Annotated in this window: 15 protein-coding genes and 3 tRNA genes; 13 read left to right on the top strand and 5 right to left on the bottom strand. The window is 50.6% G+C overall.

Going from position 1 to position 16,490, the window contains the following annotated elements:
* The first annotated feature begins 51 nt into the window (after nt 1-51).
* The 5 genes from ybfF (at nt 52) to fur (ending at nt 2,654) form a co-directional block, all read left to right on the top strand.
* Nucleotides 52-816 (top strand): esterase, encoded by a 765-nt coding sequence (gene ybfF, locus BGE37_RS19930; RefSeq protein ID WP_105271851.1) that lies wholly within the window; start codon nt 52-54, stop codon nt 814-816.
* A 139-nt stretch (nt 817-955) separates the two neighbouring features.
* Nucleotides 956-1,249 (top strand): LexA regulated protein, encoded by a 294-nt coding sequence (ybfE, locus tag BGE37_RS19925; protein ID WP_001300829.1) that lies wholly within the window; start codon nt 956-958, stop codon nt 1,247-1,249.
* 139 nt (nt 1,250-1,388) lie between these two features.
* Nucleotides 1,389-1,919 (top strand): flavodoxin FldA, encoded by a 531-nt coding sequence (fldA, locus tag BGE37_RS19920; protein ID WP_001018618.1) that lies wholly within the window; start codon nt 1,389-1,391, stop codon nt 1,917-1,919.
* A 209-nt stretch (nt 1,920-2,128) separates the two neighbouring features.
* Nucleotides 2,129-2,215 (top strand): fur leader peptide, encoded by an 87-nt coding sequence (gene uof, locus BGE37_RS19915; protein ID WP_001406816.1) that lies wholly within the window; start codon nt 2,129-2,131, stop codon nt 2,213-2,215.
* Entirely contained in the window at nt 2,208-2,654 is a 447-nt protein-coding gene (fur, locus tag BGE37_RS19910) for a ferric iron uptake transcriptional regulator (protein ID WP_000131702.1), read from the top strand. Before uof ends, fur begins: the two co-directional genes overlap by 8 nt.
* An 83-nt stretch (nt 2,655-2,737) precedes the next feature.
* On the opposite strand, the gene chiQ is transcribed toward fur, so the two are convergent.
* From chiQ to nagE, 4 genes are all read right to left on the bottom strand, one after another.
* Nucleotides 2,738-3,064: a ChiQ/YbfN family lipoprotein gene (chiQ, locus tag BGE37_RS19905; protein ID WP_000733584.1), complete on the bottom strand. Its 327-nt coding sequence runs from the start codon at nt 3,062-3,064 to the stop codon at nt 2,738-2,740.
* A 49-nt stretch (nt 3,065-3,113) separates the two neighbouring features.
* A complete protein-coding gene (gene chiP, locus BGE37_RS19900) occupies nt 3,114-4,520 on the bottom strand; it encodes a chitoporin ChiP (RefSeq protein ID WP_001258860.1) in 1,407 nt (468 codons plus the stop codon).
* 579 nt (nt 4,521-5,099) lie between these two features.
* Nucleotides 5,100-6,764, bottom strand: a complete 1,665-nt coding sequence (glnS, locus tag BGE37_RS19890) for a glutamine--tRNA ligase (RefSeq protein WP_001287134.1) — start codon at nt 6,762-6,764, stop codon at nt 5,100-5,102.
* Nucleotides 6,765-7,031: 267 nt separating this feature from the next.
* Entirely contained in the window at nt 7,032-8,978 is a 1,947-nt protein-coding gene (gene nagE / locus BGE37_RS19885; RefSeq protein WP_105277487.1) for a PTS N-acetyl glucosamine transporter subunit IIABC, read from the bottom strand.
* Nucleotides 8,979-9,310: 332 nt separating this feature from the next.
* Between nagE and nagB the strand changes: the two genes are divergently transcribed.
* The 5 genes from nagB (at nt 9,311) to asnB (ending at nt 15,410) form a co-directional block, all read left to right on the top strand.
* On the top strand, nt 9,311-10,111 hold the full coding sequence (gene nagB, locus BGE37_RS19880; RefSeq protein WP_001237072.1) for a glucosamine-6-phosphate deaminase: 801 nt from the start codon (nt 9,311-9,313) through the stop codon (nt 10,109-10,111).
* 60 nt (nt 10,112-10,171) lie between these two features.
* Nucleotides 10,172-11,320 (top strand): N-acetylglucosamine-6-phosphate deacetylase, encoded by a 1,149-nt coding sequence (nagA, locus tag BGE37_RS19875; protein WP_105277486.1) that lies wholly within the window; start codon nt 10,172-10,174, stop codon nt 11,318-11,320.
* Nucleotides 11,321-11,328: 8 nt separating this feature from the next.
* A complete protein-coding gene (gene nagC / locus BGE37_RS19870) occupies nt 11,329-12,549 on the top strand; it encodes a DNA-binding transcriptional regulator NagC (protein WP_000187590.1) in 1,221 nt (406 codons plus the stop codon).
* Nucleotides 12,550-12,596: 47 nt separating this feature from the next.
* A complete protein-coding gene (gene nagD / locus BGE37_RS19865; protein ID WP_000153129.1) occupies nt 12,597-13,349 on the top strand; it encodes a ribonucleotide monophosphatase NagD in 753 nt (250 codons plus the stop codon).
* 396 nt (nt 13,350-13,745) lie between these two features.
* Complete coding sequence (gene asnB / locus BGE37_RS19855) at nt 13,746-15,410, top strand: asparagine synthase B (RefSeq protein WP_000337081.1); 1,665 nt, start codon at nt 13,746-13,748, stop codon at nt 15,408-15,410.
* Nucleotides 15,411-15,451: 41 nt separating this feature from the next.
* On the opposite strand, the gene BGE37_RS25215 is transcribed toward asnB, so the two are convergent.
* Entirely contained in the window at nt 15,452-15,889 is a 438-nt protein-coding gene (locus BGE37_RS25215; RefSeq protein ID WP_000943486.1) for a hypothetical protein, read from the bottom strand.
* Nucleotides 15,890-16,220: 331 nt separating this feature from the next.
* Here BGE37_RS25215 and BGE37_RS19840 point away from each other — a divergent pair.
* The 3 genes from BGE37_RS19840 to BGE37_RS19830 all read left to right on the top strand — a co-directional run bounded on the left by BGE37_RS19840 (nt 16,221) and on the right by BGE37_RS19830 (nt 16,488).
* A tRNA-Met gene (locus tag BGE37_RS19840) sits at nt 16,221-16,297 on the top strand.
* Between the two features lie 8 nt (nt 16,298-16,305).
* Nucleotides 16,306-16,390 (top strand) — tRNA-Leu (locus tag BGE37_RS19835).
* A gap of 23 nt (nt 16,391-16,413) precedes the next feature.
* A tRNA-Gln gene (locus BGE37_RS19830) sits at nt 16,414-16,488 on the top strand.
* The last annotated feature ends 2 nt before the right edge of the window (nt 16,489-16,490 follow it).

Genomic DNA, 16,490 nt, shown 5'->3' with positions numbered 1-16,490 from the left:
AATGGTCAACATAATACCCTAACCCGACAACGCGAAAAAAAGAACTTTGCCATGAAATTGAATATCCGCGCGCAAACTGCACAAAACCAGCACAATAATTCTCCCATCGTTCTTGTCCATGGTCTGTTTGGCAGCCTCGACAACCTTGGCGTACTGGCTCGCGATCTGGTAAACGATCACAATATCATCCAGGTTGATATGCGTAACCACGGTCTTTCCCCGAGAGATCCGGTGATGAATTACCCGGCGATGGCGCAGGATCTTGTTGATACCCTGGATGCACTGCAGATCGATAAAGCGACATTTATTGGACACTCAATGGGCGGCAAAGCGGTGATGGCACTGACTGCACTGGCCCCCGATCGCATCGATAAACTGGTGGCGATTGATATCGCGCCGGTCGACTATCACGTACGCCGTCATGATGAGATTTTCGCGGCTATCAACGCAGTCAGTGAATCCGACGCGCAAACTCGCCAGCAAGCAGCGGCAGTAATGCGCCAGCATCTTAATGAAGAAGGGGTGATTCAGTTTCTGTTGAAATCTTTTGTTGACGGGGAGTGGCGCTTTAACGTGCCGGTATTGTGGGATCAGTATCCGCATATTGTGGGTTGGGAGAAAATCCCGGCATGGGATCACCCTGCCCTGTTTATCCCAGGCGGCAATTCTCCGTATGTTAGCGAGCAGTATCGTGATGATTTACTGACACAATTTCCACAGGCACGAGCGCATGTGATTGCTGGCGCGGGTCACTGGGTCCATGCTGAAAAACCGGATGCTGTATTACGCGCTATCCGTCGCTATCTCAATGATTAACGTAACTGATTAAAAACCCAGCGTCCGCGTCGCTTTCCGCGCGTGGGCGTTGGCGTGACTCATCGCGCTGATGTATTATGGCGCGCTATCCATCCGGGCAGGCGCCTGGCTGATTGTTTCCCCCGAAGTCACCAAGATCATGGCCAAAGAACAAACGGACCGTACGACATTAGATCTGTTCGCGCACGAGCGTCGACCGGGACGACCGAAAACTAATCCGCTTTCGCGCGATGAACAGCTGCGTATTAATAAACGCAACCAGCTAAAACGCGACAAAGTACGTGGCCTTAAGCGTGTCGAACTGAAGCTGAACGCGGAAGCTGTCGAGGCGCTGAACGAGCTGGCGGAATCGCGCAATATGAGCCGTAGCGAACTGATCGAAGAGATGTTAATGCAGCAACTGGCGGCGCTGCGTAGCCAGGGCATCGTTTAATTTTCCACTTTCATGTAGCACAGTGTGCAGTCCTGCTCGTTTGCTGATTCCGCAAGACTGCCTGTTCTGCTATGATTGCCTTTATCCGTGGGCAATTTTCCACCCCCATTTCAATAAGTTTCAAGAGGTTATTTCACTCATGGCTATCACTGGCATCTTTTTCGGCAGCGACACCGGTAATACCGAAAATATCGCAAAAATGATTCAAAAACAGCTTGGTAAAGACGTTGCCGATGTCCATGACATTGCAAAAAGCAGCAAAGAAGATCTGGAAGCATATGACATTCTGCTGCTGGGCATCCCAACCTGGTATTACGGCGAAGCGCAGTGTGACTGGGATGACTTCTTCCCGACTCTCGAAGAGATTGATTTCAATGGTAAACTGGTTGCGCTATTTGGTTGTGGTGACCAGGAAGATTACGCTGAATACTTCTGTGACGCATTGGGCACCATCCGCGACATCATTGAACCGCGCGGCGCAACTATCGTTGGTCACTGGCCAACTGCGGGCTACCACTTCGAAGCATCAAAAGGTCTGGCAGATGACGACCACTTTGTCGGACTGGCTATCGACGAAGATCGTCAGCCGGAACTGACCGCTGAACGTGTAGAAAAATGGGTTAAACAGATTTCTGAAGAGCTGCATCTCGACGAAATTCTCAATGCCTGATGTAATACGGCGTAGACTCATGTCTACGCCGTATTAATAGATAATGCCAATCAAAATAATTGCTACAAATTTGTAACTTTTGCCGTGGTACCTGTACAATGTTCCGGTGTTCAAGTGGCCTTGCCGTTGTAAATGTAAGCTGAGCCACGTTTTTATTAACAATATTTGCCAGGGACTTGTGGTTTTCATTTAGGCGTGGCAATTCTATAATGATACGCATTATCTCAAGAGCAAATTCTGTCACTTCTTCTAATGAAGTGAACCGCTTAGTAACAGGACAGATTCCGCATGACTGATAACAATACCGCCCTAAAGAAAGCTGGCCTGAAAGTAACGCTTCCTCGCTTGAAAATCCTGGAAGTTCTTCAGGAGCCGGACAACCATCACGTCAGTGCGGAAGATTTATACAAACGTCTGATCGATATGGGTGAAGAAATTGGTCTGGCTACGGTTTATCGCGTACTGAACCAGTTTGACGATGCTGGTATCGTCACCCGCCACAATTTTGAAGGCGGTAAATCCGTATTTGAACTGACACAGCAACATCACCACGATCACCTGATCTGCCTCGACTGCGGTAAGGTTATCGAATTTAGTGATGATTCCATCGAAGCGCGTCAGCGTGAAATCGCCGCAAAACATGGCATTCGCCTGACTAACCATAGTCTCTATCTTTACGGTCACTGTGCCGAAGGCGATTGCCGCGAAGATGAGCACGCGCACGAAGGCAAATAAGCCAGTCTGAACGAGAAAAGCCAACCTGCGGGTTGGCTTTTTTATACAAGGGACATAAGAAAAGCGAGAGTTACAGCTCTCACTTATTTGTTATTGCTGCGAATTTCCTGCCAGACCTTATCACAATCGGTTTTCACCGCCTGGTCATTACCGGTTTGCGTTGCCTGAATGCACTGCTGATAATCCAGCACACGGACACTTTCCTGCTCGGCAAATTGCTGATGTTGTTTCTCTTTCTTCAGCACGTTTAACACGCTCTGACAGGCTTCAATTTTTTCCGGCGAACCTTGCGCGGTGTTGATACAGGCGCTGTAAGCTTCTTTCAGATGGCTGTCTTCCTGTGGCGCGGTGGATTGTGCACAAGCCACCAGCCCCGATGCCATCATGGCGATGAGAATCAGTTTTTTCATTGCAAATTCCTCAAACGTGCGGCAGGCACAAAACCTGCCGCGTCGGGCATCAGAAGATGGTGAATGGTGCGATTACCATAAATTTCACGTCACGCTCATCCTGGAAGATGTTGCCGTAACCACCGCCCCAGCTTGGGATGTCGGAGTGGTTGTCGTATTCGGTAAAGTGCAGTTTGAACATCGTGCCTTTGGCGCGACCGTCCTGAATGGTGTAGACCGCATCCAGGCTGTATGCAGACTCTTCAATAGTCCGGTTCTTGTCGTAGTACGCATCCGGATTGCTCTGCCAGGTAGCGGGTTTAGCATCCCATGCGTAAACGTAGGAAGCGCCGATGGCGAAGCCTGGAAGATTCCAGTTTTTCAGGTCATACATCGCACCGAAGAAGACCGCTTTTTCGCCGTTGGCGTTGAAGTCAGAACGGTTATCCCACCAGATATCCAGGCGACCGTTCGAGGAAGCATAGGTTGGAGTCATACGTTGCAGGAAGTATCCCTGCTGACCGTCGGCTTTAACCCAGGTGCCTTCCAGACGCAAATCCACTACGTCAGCCGCCCGGTAACCAAAGGTCAACGCTTGCAGCCAGGCAGTGCCGTCGTAAAGGTCGTTGACGCTGCGATCGTCAACTTTATCGCGCGTACCGTAGAACTGGTAGCTGGTGGTTAACGGGCTACCGGCGATATCAAATTTATAGCTGGCTTTGGCAAAATACTGATCAATATACCCTTCCGCCTGACCAAACGCCGCTTCCAGTACGAAGTTATTTTTGAAGTCGTACTTCGCCCCAAGGGAGTGTAGATAATCAACTTTAGTGGTTTTATCGTTCTGATAAAACTCATCCATTTCCAGATGCCACGGCGCTTTATATTCGTTGGTCCACATGTAGGAGAAACTCAACGCACCAGCATCGCCGTAATCAAAATTCGCCCCCGCTTCCGCCCCCTGATAAGTACCCGGCATAAAGCTCCAGTGCGGCGCTAACAGCGTCTGACCGGTTGGCTGAATATAACCTGCCCGCGCCCACACCGGACCGTATTTAAATTTGGCCGCTGCTTTATACAGGCTTATACCGCTTTTATCGCCGGACCAGTCTTCGTCATAGGCTTTATTACTTTTTGAAAACGCGATTTCGTTCGGGTGAGAGCTGTCGCCGTTTTCCGCCATTTCAATCGCCGTAAACGCGGCAATATCAAGGCCGAACATATCAGCAGCATAACCAGACTGAAAATCGAGGTTGGCGTTCCAGGTGGAATGAGAAAGGTTGGTTTTGTATTTGTCGCCGTCGGTAACGTCTTTACGGTCGCGTTCACGCTGCCAGTAATAGATACCGCCGGTTAAGGTTGAATCGTCGATGAATCCTTCGGCGCGAGCCTCCGGCATTGCCATAAAGCCCGACATTGCTGTAACACTGGCGATAGCCAGCGCCAGCGTACTACGTTTGCCACTAAACGTACGCATGGGTTAATCCTCTTTGACGTATAAATTGCTGCACCAAAGGTGAACAGCGAAAAAAATAAAAATTAAAAAAGTAGCGTTGAGAAAAGTCTCGCTGACTACAGGAACAGACTATTTTTCGCGACGCGAATTATCAATCTCTTTCTGTAACCAGAATGTAAGAACATGAGCAACCGCACATATTTTGATGATTTTTGTTACAAGGCTTAAGTTTGTAGTTGAAAGGTTTACAAAAGAATAAAAGCCTGAGTTTCCAGCAAGATGAAAGCGGTTACATTTTATTTAATTATGCTTTGTGATTTTAAATTTGTTTTATGGATAAATTGTGAAACGGAATTAATTCGCGAAGAAAAGCAGAAAAAAAACGCCGCGGAGCGCGGCGTTTGGGTTTGTTTGCTATTTCTTGCCGGATGCGGCGTGAACGCCTTATCCGGCCTACAAAAGCACGCAAATTCAATATATGGCAGAGATCATGTAGGCCTGATAAGCGTAGCGCATCAGGCAATTTAGCGTTTGAAACTGTTTCTATGTTTCTTGCCGGATGTGGCGTAAATGCCTCACCCGGCCTGGTAGAACTTAAAACTACTCGCCTACTTTCGCCCAGGTATCACGCAGCCCAACGGTGCGGTTAAATACCGGTTTTTCCGCCGTAGAATGGCGGCTGTCGAGGCAGAAATAACCTTCACGCTCAAACTGGAATGCTTTGCCCGCTACCGCGTCTTTCAGCGACGGTTCAGCAAAGCCCTGTTTGATCACCAGCGATTCCGGGTTAATCACCGACAGGAAATCATCCGCAGCACCTGGGTTCGGCACGCTGAACAGACGATCGTACAGGCGGATTTCAACCGGCAGCGCATGTGCCGCGCTCACCCAGTGAATAACGCCTTTCACTTTACGACCATCTGCCGGATCTTTGCTTAAGGTGTCGGCGTCATAAGTACAGAAGATGGTGGTGATGTTGCCTTCGGCATCTTTCTCCACGCGTTCAGCCTTAATGACGTAAGCATTACGCAGACGCACTTCTTTACCCAGCACCAGACGTTTGTACTGCTTGTTAGCTTCTTCGCGGAAATCGGCGCGGTCGATCCAAATCTCACCGCTAAACGGCACCTGACGGCTGCCCATTTCCGGTTTGTTCGGATGGTTCGGCATGGTGACCATTTCGCCTTCGCCCTGATAGTTTTCGATAACCAGTTTCACCGGATCGATAACTGCCATTGCGCGCGGGGCGTTTTCGTTGAGATCTTCACGAATGCAGGATTCCAGCGACGCCATCTCAATGGTGTTGTCCTGCTTGGTCACGCCAATGCGTTTGCAGAACTCACGAATAGAAGCCGCAGTGTAACCACGACGACGCAGACCGGAAATGGTCGGCATACGAGGATCATCCCAGCCTTCAACGTGCTTGTCGGTCACCAGCAGGTTCAGCTTACGCTTGGACATCACGGTGTATTCCAGATTCAGGCGCGAGAATTCGTACTGGCGCGGGTGAACAGGAATGGTGATGTTATCCAGCACCCAGTCATACAGGCGACGGTTGTCCTGGAATTCCAGCGTACACAGAGAGTGCGTAATACCTTCCAGCGCATCGCTGATGCAGTGGGTGAAGTCGTACATCGGGTAGATGCACCACTTGTTACCGGTCTGGTGGTGTTCAGCAAACTTAATGCGGTACAGCACCGGATCGCGCATCACGATAAACGGCGAAGCCATGTCGATTTTCGCGCGCAGGCAGGCTTTACCTTCTTCAAAACCACCGGTACGCATTTTTTCGAACAGCGCCAGGTTCTCTTCAACGCTGCGGTCGCGGTACGGGCTGTTTTTACCCGGCTGAGTCAGGGTGCCACGATATTCGCGGATCTGTTCCGGTGTCAGTTCATCAACATACGCCAGGCCTTTATTGATCAGTTCGATCGCATAGGCGTGGAGCTGATCAAAATAATCGGAGGAGTAACGGACGTTACCAGACCAGTGAAAACCTAACCACTCTACGTCGTTTTTGATCGAATCGACATACTCGATATCTTCTTTTACCGGGTTAGTGTCGTCGAAACGCAGGTTGCACTGGCCTTTATAGTCCTGGGCGATCCCGAAGTTCAGGCAGATAGATTTCGCATGGCCAATATGCAGATAGCCATTCGGCTCCGGCGGGAAACGGGTGTGTACTGTGGTGTGCTTACCACTGGCCAGATCTTCATCGATGATCTGACGGATAAAGTTAGTCGGGCGGGCTTCTGCCTCACTCATCGTGGATTCCTCAAAGCGTAAACAACGTATAACGGCGTATGATCTTATAAGCGGGACAGGCTGACAACTGTTAGTTAGTGAAAATCGAAAATCTCACTGAGATTATGGGGATGATTGATGAAAAAAAAAGCGGCAGAGAAGATCTCCACCGCTTTTGCCAGTCCTGCGTCATTGTTGGATGCGACGCTTAAGCGTCTTATCCAACCTGGACTGAGCTTTTGTAGGCCTGATAAGACGCGTCATGCGTCGCATCAGGCATGAAGCAGATTACTTTTTGATTTCATACAGCGGCGTTTGACCCGCCACAACATGACCCTGAGCTTTAATGATAAGGCCGCTGAAATCGTCGATATTGCTGCAAACCACCGGGCTAATCATCGAACGGGCGTTAGCGTTCAGGTAATCCAGATCCATTTCCAGAATCGGTTGCCCTGCGCTTACTTGCGCCCCCTCTTCCACCAAACGTTTAAAGCCTTTGCCTTCCAGCGCTACGGTGTCGATACCCATATGGACGACAATCTCAGCGCCTTTTTCGGTTTCCAGGCAGAACGCGTGATTGGTGTTGAAGATTTTTACGATTGTCCCTGCGGCTGGCGATACGACGATTTTATCCGTCGGTTTCACCGCCACACCGTCACCCACCGCTTTGCTGGCAAATGCTTCGTCAGGAACCTGATCCAGCGCCACAACATCACCGGTAATCGGCGATACCAGCTCCGCGACAGACACCGCGTTTGGTACGGCCTGCGGTTTTGCTACAGGCACGGTAGTTGCAGGCGCAGTTTCAGCAGAGGCGGCTGCTACCGGACCACGGGCAACGACTTTCTTCATTGCATCGCCAATGGATTCCGCTTTCGCGCCAACAATCACCTGAATAGTCTGTTTGTTCAGTTTCACTACCCCAGAAGCACCCAGACGTTTACACATCGTATCGTTAACGCGGGCAGAGTCAGCCACGGTCAGACGCAGACGGGTGATACAGGCGTCAATCGCTTTCAGGTTGTCAGTACCGCCAACCGCAGCAATATAGTTGGTCGCCAGTTGAGTCAGGCCTTCCTCGGTATTGCTGTTGGCTTCTTCAGTAACGATCTCGTCTTCTTTATCTTCGCGACCCGGCGTTTTCAGATTGAACATGCGGATAACCACACTGAACACCACGAAGTAGATAGCGAAGAACACAACCCCCATCACCAGCAGCATCCAGACGTTCTGGCTGGCGGCCGGCAGGTTATACATCAACGCGTAGTCGATAGCCCCCGCAGAGAAGGAGAAGCCAGCATGGATACCCAGCAGCGTTGCCACAAACAGGCTGATACCCGTCAGCAGTGCGTGCAGGAGGTACAGCAGCGGTGCAAGGAACATGAACAGGAATTCCAGCGGCTCAGTCACACCGGTCAGGAACGCAGTAACAGCAACAGAAAGCAGCATACCGCCAACCATCGGACGACGCTCTTTCGGTGCTGCGAAGTACATCGCCAGCGCCGCGCCCGGCAGACCGAACATCATAATCGGGAAGAAGCCGGACATGAACATCCCCGCGGTGCCGTCACCGGCATAGAAGCGGTTAATGTCGCCGTGGAAAACCGTACCCGCCGCGTTGGTGAATTCACCAATCTGGAACCAGGCGATGGTGTTCAGCACCTGATGCAGACCGGTTGGGATCAGCAGACGGTTGATGAAACCAAAGATACCGGAACCCAGCGCGCCCGCAGAAACGATCCATTCGCCGCCTGCATGGATAGCGTGCTGTACCGGTGGCCAGACGTAACCAAAAATGGCCGCCAGCACCAGGCAGAAGAAGCCGGTGGCGATCGGCACAAAACGTTTGCCGCCGAAGAAGCTCAGGAAGTCCGGCAGTTTAATATCGGACCAACGGTTATAGGCAGCACCACCGACCAGACCGGTAATGATACCCGCCAGTACACCCATGTTAATTTCTGGGTTGATGGTCACCATCGCTTTGGTTAACACAAAGTAACCGACCGCACCCGCCAGCGCCGCCGCACCTGCGCTGTCTTTCGACCAGCTGGATGCCACACCGATGGCGAAGATTAATGCGAGGTTATCAAAAATCGCACCGCCCGCCTGGGCAATAAACGCAACGTTAAGTAAATCTGGCTGACCGAATCGCAGCAACAGTGCCGCCACCGGCAGCACCGCGATAGGGAGCTGTAACGCCCTACCGAGTCGCTGGAAAAAACCTAAAATATTCATCTTATTCCCCCTACGAGAACCCTATTTGGCTCGTTTAAAGCCGTATTTTTATTTTGCTGCAAATTGTACTGCCGATGTTCTGTAATCAGATTGTTAGATCATCTGCTACAGAGTGTGTGAAAATTTAATTCGTATCGCAAATTAAACGCGTGTCTTTTGTGAGTTTTGTCACCAAATATCGTTATCATCACTCCCTTTTACTGGCTAAACCAGAAAACTTATTTTATCATTCAAAAAATCAGGTCGGATTGACGCCTGTCTGCGCAAATCCAGGTTACGCTTAAAGATGCCTAATCCGCCAACGGCTTACTTTTTACTTACTGAGGTGAATAATGAGACTGATCCCCCTGACTACCGCTGAACAGGTCGGCAAATGGGCTGCTCGCCATATCGTCAATCGTATCAATGCGTTCAAACCGACAGCCGATCGTCCGTTTGTTCTGGGTCTGCCGACTGGCGGCACGCCGATGACCACCTACAAAGCGTTAGTTGAAATGCATAAAGCAGGCCAGGTCAGCTTTAAGCACGTTGTCACCTTCAACATGGACGAATATGTCGGTCTGCCGAAAGAGCATCCGGAAAGCTACTACAGCTTTATGCACCGTAATTTCTTCGATCACGTTGATATTCCAGCAGAAAACATCAACCTTCTCAACGGCAACGCCCCGGATATCGACGCCGAGTGCCGCCAGTATGAAGAAAAAATCCGTTCTTACGGAAAAATTCATCTGTTTATGGGCGGTGTAGGTAACGACGGTCATATTGCATTTAACGAACCAGCGTCTTCTCTGGCTTCTCGTACTCGTATCAAAACCCTGACTCATGACACTCGCGTCGCGAACTCTCGTTTCTTTGATAACGATGTCAATCAGGTGCCAAAATATGCCCTGACTGTCGGTGTTGGTACATTGTTGGATGCCGAAGAAGTAATGATTCTGGTGCTGGGCAGCCAGAAAGCACTGGCGCTGCAAGCCGCCGTTGAAGGTTGCGTGAACCACATGTGGACCATCAGCTGTCTGCAACTGCATCCGAAAGCCATCATGGTGTGCGATGAACCTTCTACCATGGAGCTGAAAGTTAAGACTTTAAGATATTTCAATGAATTAGAAGCAGAAAATATCAAAGGTCTGTAATTGTTATCCCTGCCCTGACGCATTGCTCAGGGCAATATTTTTTTTAAATCGGGGGTCAGAATGTATGCATTAACCCAGGGCCGAATCTTTACCGGCCACGAATTTCTTGATGACCACGCGGTTGTTATCGCTGATGGCCTGATTAAAAGCGTCTGTCCGGTAGCGGAACTGCCGCCAGAGATTGAACAACGTTCACTGAACGGGGCCATTCTCTCCCCCGGTTTTATCGATGTGCAGTTAAACGGCTGCGGCGGCGTGCAGTTTAACGATACTGCTGAAGCGGTCAGCGTAGAAACGCTGGAAATCATGCAGAAAGCCAATGAGAAATCGGGCTGCACCAACTATCTGCCGACGCTTATCACCACCAGCGACGAGCTGATGAAACAGGGCGTGCGCGTTATGCGCGAGTACCTGGCAAAACATCCGAATCAGGCGTTAGGTCTGCATCTGGAAGGTCCGTGGCTGAATCTGGTAAAAAAAGGCACCCATAATCCGAACTTTGTGCGTAAGCCTGATGCCGCGCTGGTCGATTTCCTGTGTGGGAACGCCGACGTCATTACCAAAGTGACGCTGGCACCGGAAATGGTTCCTGCGGAAGTGATCAGTAAACTGGCAAATGCAGGGATTGTAGTGTCTGCTGGTCACTCAAATGCGACGTTAAAAGAAGCGAAAGCCGGTTTCCGCGCGGGGATTACCTTTGCCACTCATCTGTACAACGCGATGCCGTATATTACCGGTCGTGAACCGGGCCTGGCGGGCGCGATTCTCGACGAAGCTGACATTTATTGCGGTATTATCGCTGATGGCCTGCATGTTGATTACGCCAATATTCGTAACGCTAAACGTCTGAAAGGCGACAAACTGTGTCTGGTTACCGATGCCACCGCACCAGCAGGTGCCAACATTGAACAGTTCATTTTTGCGGGTAAAACAATATACTACCGTAACGGACTTTGTGTGGATGAGAACGGTACGTTAAGCGGTTCATCCTTAACCATGATTGAAGGCGTGCGTAATCTGGTCGAACATTGTGGTATCGCACTGGATGAAGTGCTGCGTATGGCGACGCTCTATCCGGCGCGTGCGATTGGCGTTGAGAAACGTCTCGGCACGCTCGCCGCAGGTAAAGTAGCCAACCTGACTGCATTCACACCTGATTTTAAAATCACCAAGACCATCGTTAACGGTAACGAGGTCGTAACTCAATAAGAGAAAGTATGACACCAGGCGGACAAGCTCAGATAGGTAATGTTGATCTCGTAAAACAGCTTAACAGCGCGGCGGTTTATCGCCTGATTGACCAGTACGGGCCAATCTCGCGGATTCAGATTGCCGAGCAAAGCCAGCTTGCCCCCGCCAGCGTAACCAAGATTACGCGTCAGCTTATCGAACGCGGGCTGATCAAAGAAGTTGATCAGCAGGCCTCCACCGGGGGCCGCCGCGCTATCTCCATTGTCACCGAAACCCGCAATTTCCACGCAATCGGCGTACGGCTTGGTCGTCATGACGCCACCATCACCCTGTTTGATCTCAGTAGCAAAGTGCTGGCAGAGGAACATTACCCGTTGCCTGAACGCACTCAGCAAACGCTGGAACATGCCCTGCTGAATGCCATTGCTCAGTTTATTGATAGCTACCAGCGCAAACTGCGCGAGCTGATCGCCATTTCCGTGATCCTGCCAGGGCTTGTTGACCCGGACAGTGGCAAAATTCATTACATGCCGCATATTCAGGTAGAAAACTGGGGACTGGTAGAAGCACTGGAAGAACGTTTTAAAGTGACCTGTTTTGTCGGCCACGATATCCGCAGTCTGGCACTGGCAGAGCACTACTTCGGTGCAAGCCAGGATTGCGAAGACTCCATTCTGGTGCGTGTCCATCGCGGGACCGGGGCCGGGATTATCTCTAATGGGCGCATTTTTATTGGCCGCAACGGCAACGTCGGTGAAATTGGCCATATTCAGGTCGAACCGCTGGGTGAACGCTGCCACTGCGGCAACTTTGGCTGCCTGGAAACTATCGCCGCCAACGCTGCCATTGAACAACGGGTGTTGAATCTGTTAAAGCAGGGCTACCAGAGCCGTGTGCCACTGGACGACTGCACCATCAAAACTATCTGCAAAGCCGCGAACAAAGGCGACGGTCTGGCGTCGGAAGTGATTGAATATGTTGGTCGTCATCTGGGTAAAACCATCGCCATTGCTATCAACTTATTTAATCCGCAAAAAATTGTTATCGCTGGTGAGATCACCGAAGCCGATAAAGTGCTGCTCCCTGCTATTGAAAGCTGCATTAATACCCAGGCATTGAAGGCATTTCGCACCAATCTGCCCGTGGTACGTTCTGAGCTGGATCACCGCTCGGCAATCGGCGCTTTTGCGCTGGTAAAACGCGCCATGCTCAACGGTATTTTGCTCCAGCATTTGCTGGAAAATTAATGTGCTTTTATAGTGGCGCTTATTGTTGTCAATATTCTGGGTAGTCCATGACCATTAAAAATGTAATTTGCGATATCGACGGCGTGCTGATGCACGATAACGTCGCCGTACCGGGTGCAGCGGAATTTTTGCACGGGATTATGGATAAAGGCCTGCCGCTGGTGTTGCTGACCAACTATCCTTCGCAGACCGGGCAAGATCTGGCGAACCGCTTTGCCACTGCGGGTGTCGATGTGCCGGACAGCGTGTTTTATACCTCCGCGATGGCGACCGCCGATTTCCTGCGTCGCCAGGAAGGTAAGAAAGCGTATGTGGTGGGCGAAGGCGCACTGATTCATGAACTGTACAAAGCCGGTTTCACTATTACCGATGTGAACCCTGATTTTGTGATTGTTGGCGAAACGCGTTCCTACAACTGGGACATGATGCATAAAGCAGCCTATTTCGTCGCTAACGGTGCACGCTTTATCGCCACCAACCCGGACACCCACGGGCGCGGTTTTTATCCGGCCTGTGGCGCGCTATGCGCGGGGATCGAAAAAATCTCCGGACGTAAACCGTTCTATGTTGGTAAGCCGAGTCCGTGGATCATCCGCGCAGCATTAAACAAAATGCAGGCGCATTCGGAAGAAACGGTGATTGTCGGCGATAACTTGCGCACCGACATTCTGGCGGGCTTCCAGGCCGGTCTGGAGACGATTCTGGTGCTTTCTGGTGTTTCATCGCTCGACGATATCGACAGTATGCCGTTCCGCCCAAGCTGGATTTACCCGTCAGTCGCTGAAATCGACGTTATCTGAATACCACCCACGTCTGCGGACGTGGTTGGCTCTGATGACAAACGCCAAACTGCCTGATGCGCTACGCTTATCAGGCCTACGCAGCTCCTGCAATATATTAAATTTTCATGCTTTTGTAGGCAGGATAAGGCGTTCACGCCGCATCCGGCATGAACAAATCGCACTTTGTCAGCAATTTGGCCCCCGTAAAATATAACCATTTAATAAAACCCGCTAAAAATTATCGATTCATCAATAAATACATCCTCACACCAGACCTTTTTTCACCAATCGACAATCACCATTACGTTTTTTATTTTCCCCCTGCCAAATCGCTTGCGCACAGTGCTGCTTTGCGGCATTTTTTTAAACAAGCAAACACAACAAGCAACAAATACCAGGTTAACGGAGAAGGTTATGTGTTCAATTTTTGGCGTATTCGATATCAAAACAGACGCAGTTGAGCTGCGTAAGAAAGCACTCGAGCTGTCACGCCTGATGCGTCATCGTGGCCCGGACTGGTCCGGTATTTATGCCAGCGATAACGCCATTCTCGCCCACGAACGTCTGTCCATTGTTGACGTTAACGCGGGGGCGCAACCTCTCTACAACCAACAAAAAACTCATGTGCTGGCAGTAAACGGTGAAATCTACAACCACCAGGCATTGCGCGCTGAATATGGCGATCGTTACCAGTTCCAGACCGGGTCTGACTGTGAAGTGATCCTCGCGCTGTATCAGGAAAAAGGGCCGGAATTTCTCGACGATTTGCAGGGCATGTTCGCTTTTGCCCTGTACGACAGCGAAAAAGATGCGTATCTGATTGGTCGCGACCATCTGGGGATCATCCCGCTATATATGGGCTATGACGAACACGGTCAGCTGTATGTGGCCTCAGAAATGAAAGCTCTCGTGCCAGTATGCCGCACGATTAAAGAGTTCCCGGCGGGGAGCTATTTATGGAGTCAGGACGGCGAAATCCGTTCTTATTATCACCGCGACTGGTTCGACTACGATGCGGTGAAAGATAACGTGACCGACAAAAACGAGCTGCGTCAGGCACTGGAAGATTCCGTTAAAAGCCATCTGATGTCTGATGTGCCTTACGGTGTGCTGCTTTCTGGTGGTCTGGATTCCTCAATTATTTCCGCGATCACCAAGAAATACGCCGCCCGTCGCGTGGAAGATCAGGAACGCTCTGAAGCCTGGTGGCCGCAGCTGCACTCCTTTGCTGTAGGTCTGCCGGGTTCACCGGATCTGAAGGCAGCCCAGGAAGTGGCAAACCATCTGGGCACTGTGCATCATGAAATTCACTTCACTGTACAGGAAGGTCTGGACGCCATCCGCGACGTGATTTACCACATCGAAACCTATGATGTGACCACTATTCGCGCTTCAACACCGATGTATTTAATGTCGCGTAAGATCAAAGCGATGGGCATTAAAATGGTACTGTCCGGTGAAGGTTCTGATGAAGTGTTTGGCGGTTATCTCTACTTCCACAAAGCGCCGAACGCTAAAGAACTGCATGAAGAGACGGTGCGCAAACTGTTGGCCCTGCATATGTATGACTGCGCGCGCGCCAACAAAGCGATGTCCGCCTGGGGCGTGGAAGCGCGCGTTCCGTTCCTCGACAAGAAATTCCTCGACGTGGCGATGCGCATTAACCCGCAGGATAAAATGTGCGGTAACGGCAAGATGGAAAAACACATCCTGCGTGAATGTTTTGAGTCGTACCTGCCTGCAAGTGTGGCCTGGCGGCAGAAAGAGCAGTTCTCCGATGGCGTCGGTTACAGTTGGATCGATACCCTGAAAGAAGTGGCGGCGCAGCAGGTTTCTGATCAACAGCTGGAAACTGCCCGCTTCCGCTTCCCGTACAACACGCCGACGTCCAAAGAAGCGTATCTGTACCGGGAGATCTTTGAAGAACTGTTCCCGCTTCCGAGCGCCGCAGAGTGCGTGCCGGGCGGCCCGTCCGTCGCGTGTTCTTCCGCTAAAGCGATTGAATGGGATGAGGCGTTCAAGAAAATGGACGATCCGTCTGGTCGTGCGGTTGGTGTTCACCAGTCGGCGTATAAGTAAGAAATGCGGTACTGCCCCGGAGAAATCCGGGGCTGTTTCAGTTATTGAGCTGCTTGTTGATTCTGATATGCAGTAAGGAAATGTTCCGGGTTTGCCACATCACTGTTTGACAACTCATCACTGTAGGCCACCGACCAGGTCGCCTGCTCATCCGGAATATGCAGGCTGCCATTCCCCTCTTTCAGGCGTAATAACTCAAAAGATTTGCCCTTAATTACGGCGGTATAGGATTTTTCACCTTCCTGTAATGCTTTCACTTTACAGCGAAAAATCTGGCCATCGATGTCATTATCAACATGCGATACCTGAATGAGGGCTTCATTAGAGGCTTTCGGCCCTATCCGCATCATCCACACCACAGCGCCTTCCTGCCCACGATAGCCAAAAACATATTTCCCGATTTCCGGTTTGACCGTATCGGCAAACGCAGATTGCATGAGTAATAACGCCCCCATCAGCGCCGTCATAAAACGCAGCATAGTATTCCCTCAATAAATCGCCTGAAGTGGTAGCAGAGATGCAGGCGTAGCGATCCCTGCCCTGTCCTGTTGCAACGGGCCAGTATTTCATAGATTAATTTCCTACCACTATTGTTGAATTCCGAATTTCATCCTGTATGACAAAAGAATGGCTGTAGGGTGGGGAAAAAACACAAAGTAAACAATAATTGACGAATATAGCGCCACGCTGTTCGCAACCTAACCAAACAGTCACTTTCGAGCAATTTTCCTTGAAAAAGAGGTTGACGCTGCAAGGCTCTATACGCATAATGCGCCCCGCAACGCCGATAAGGTATCGCGAAAAAAAGATGGCTACGTAGCTCAGTTGGTTAGAGCACATCACTCATAATGATGGGGTCACAGGTTCGAATCCCGTCGTAGCCACCATCTTTTTTGCGGGAGTGGCGAAATTGGTAGACGCACCAGATTTAGGTTCTGGCGCCGCAAGGTGTGCGAGTTCAAGTCTCGCCTCCCGCACCATTCACCAGAAAGCGTTGTACGGATGGGGTATCGCCAAGCGGTAAGGCACCGGTTTTTGATACCGGCATTCCCTGGTTCGAATCCAGGTACCCCAGCCATC

The sequence above is a fragment of the Escherichia sp. MOD1-EC6300 genome (assembly GCF_002965045.1).
In the GTDB taxonomy this organism is placed as follows: Bacteria; Pseudomonadota; Gammaproteobacteria; order Enterobacterales; family Enterobacteriaceae; genus Escherichia; species Escherichia coli_F.
This window is presented reverse-complemented; position numbering and strand designations above follow the sequence as displayed.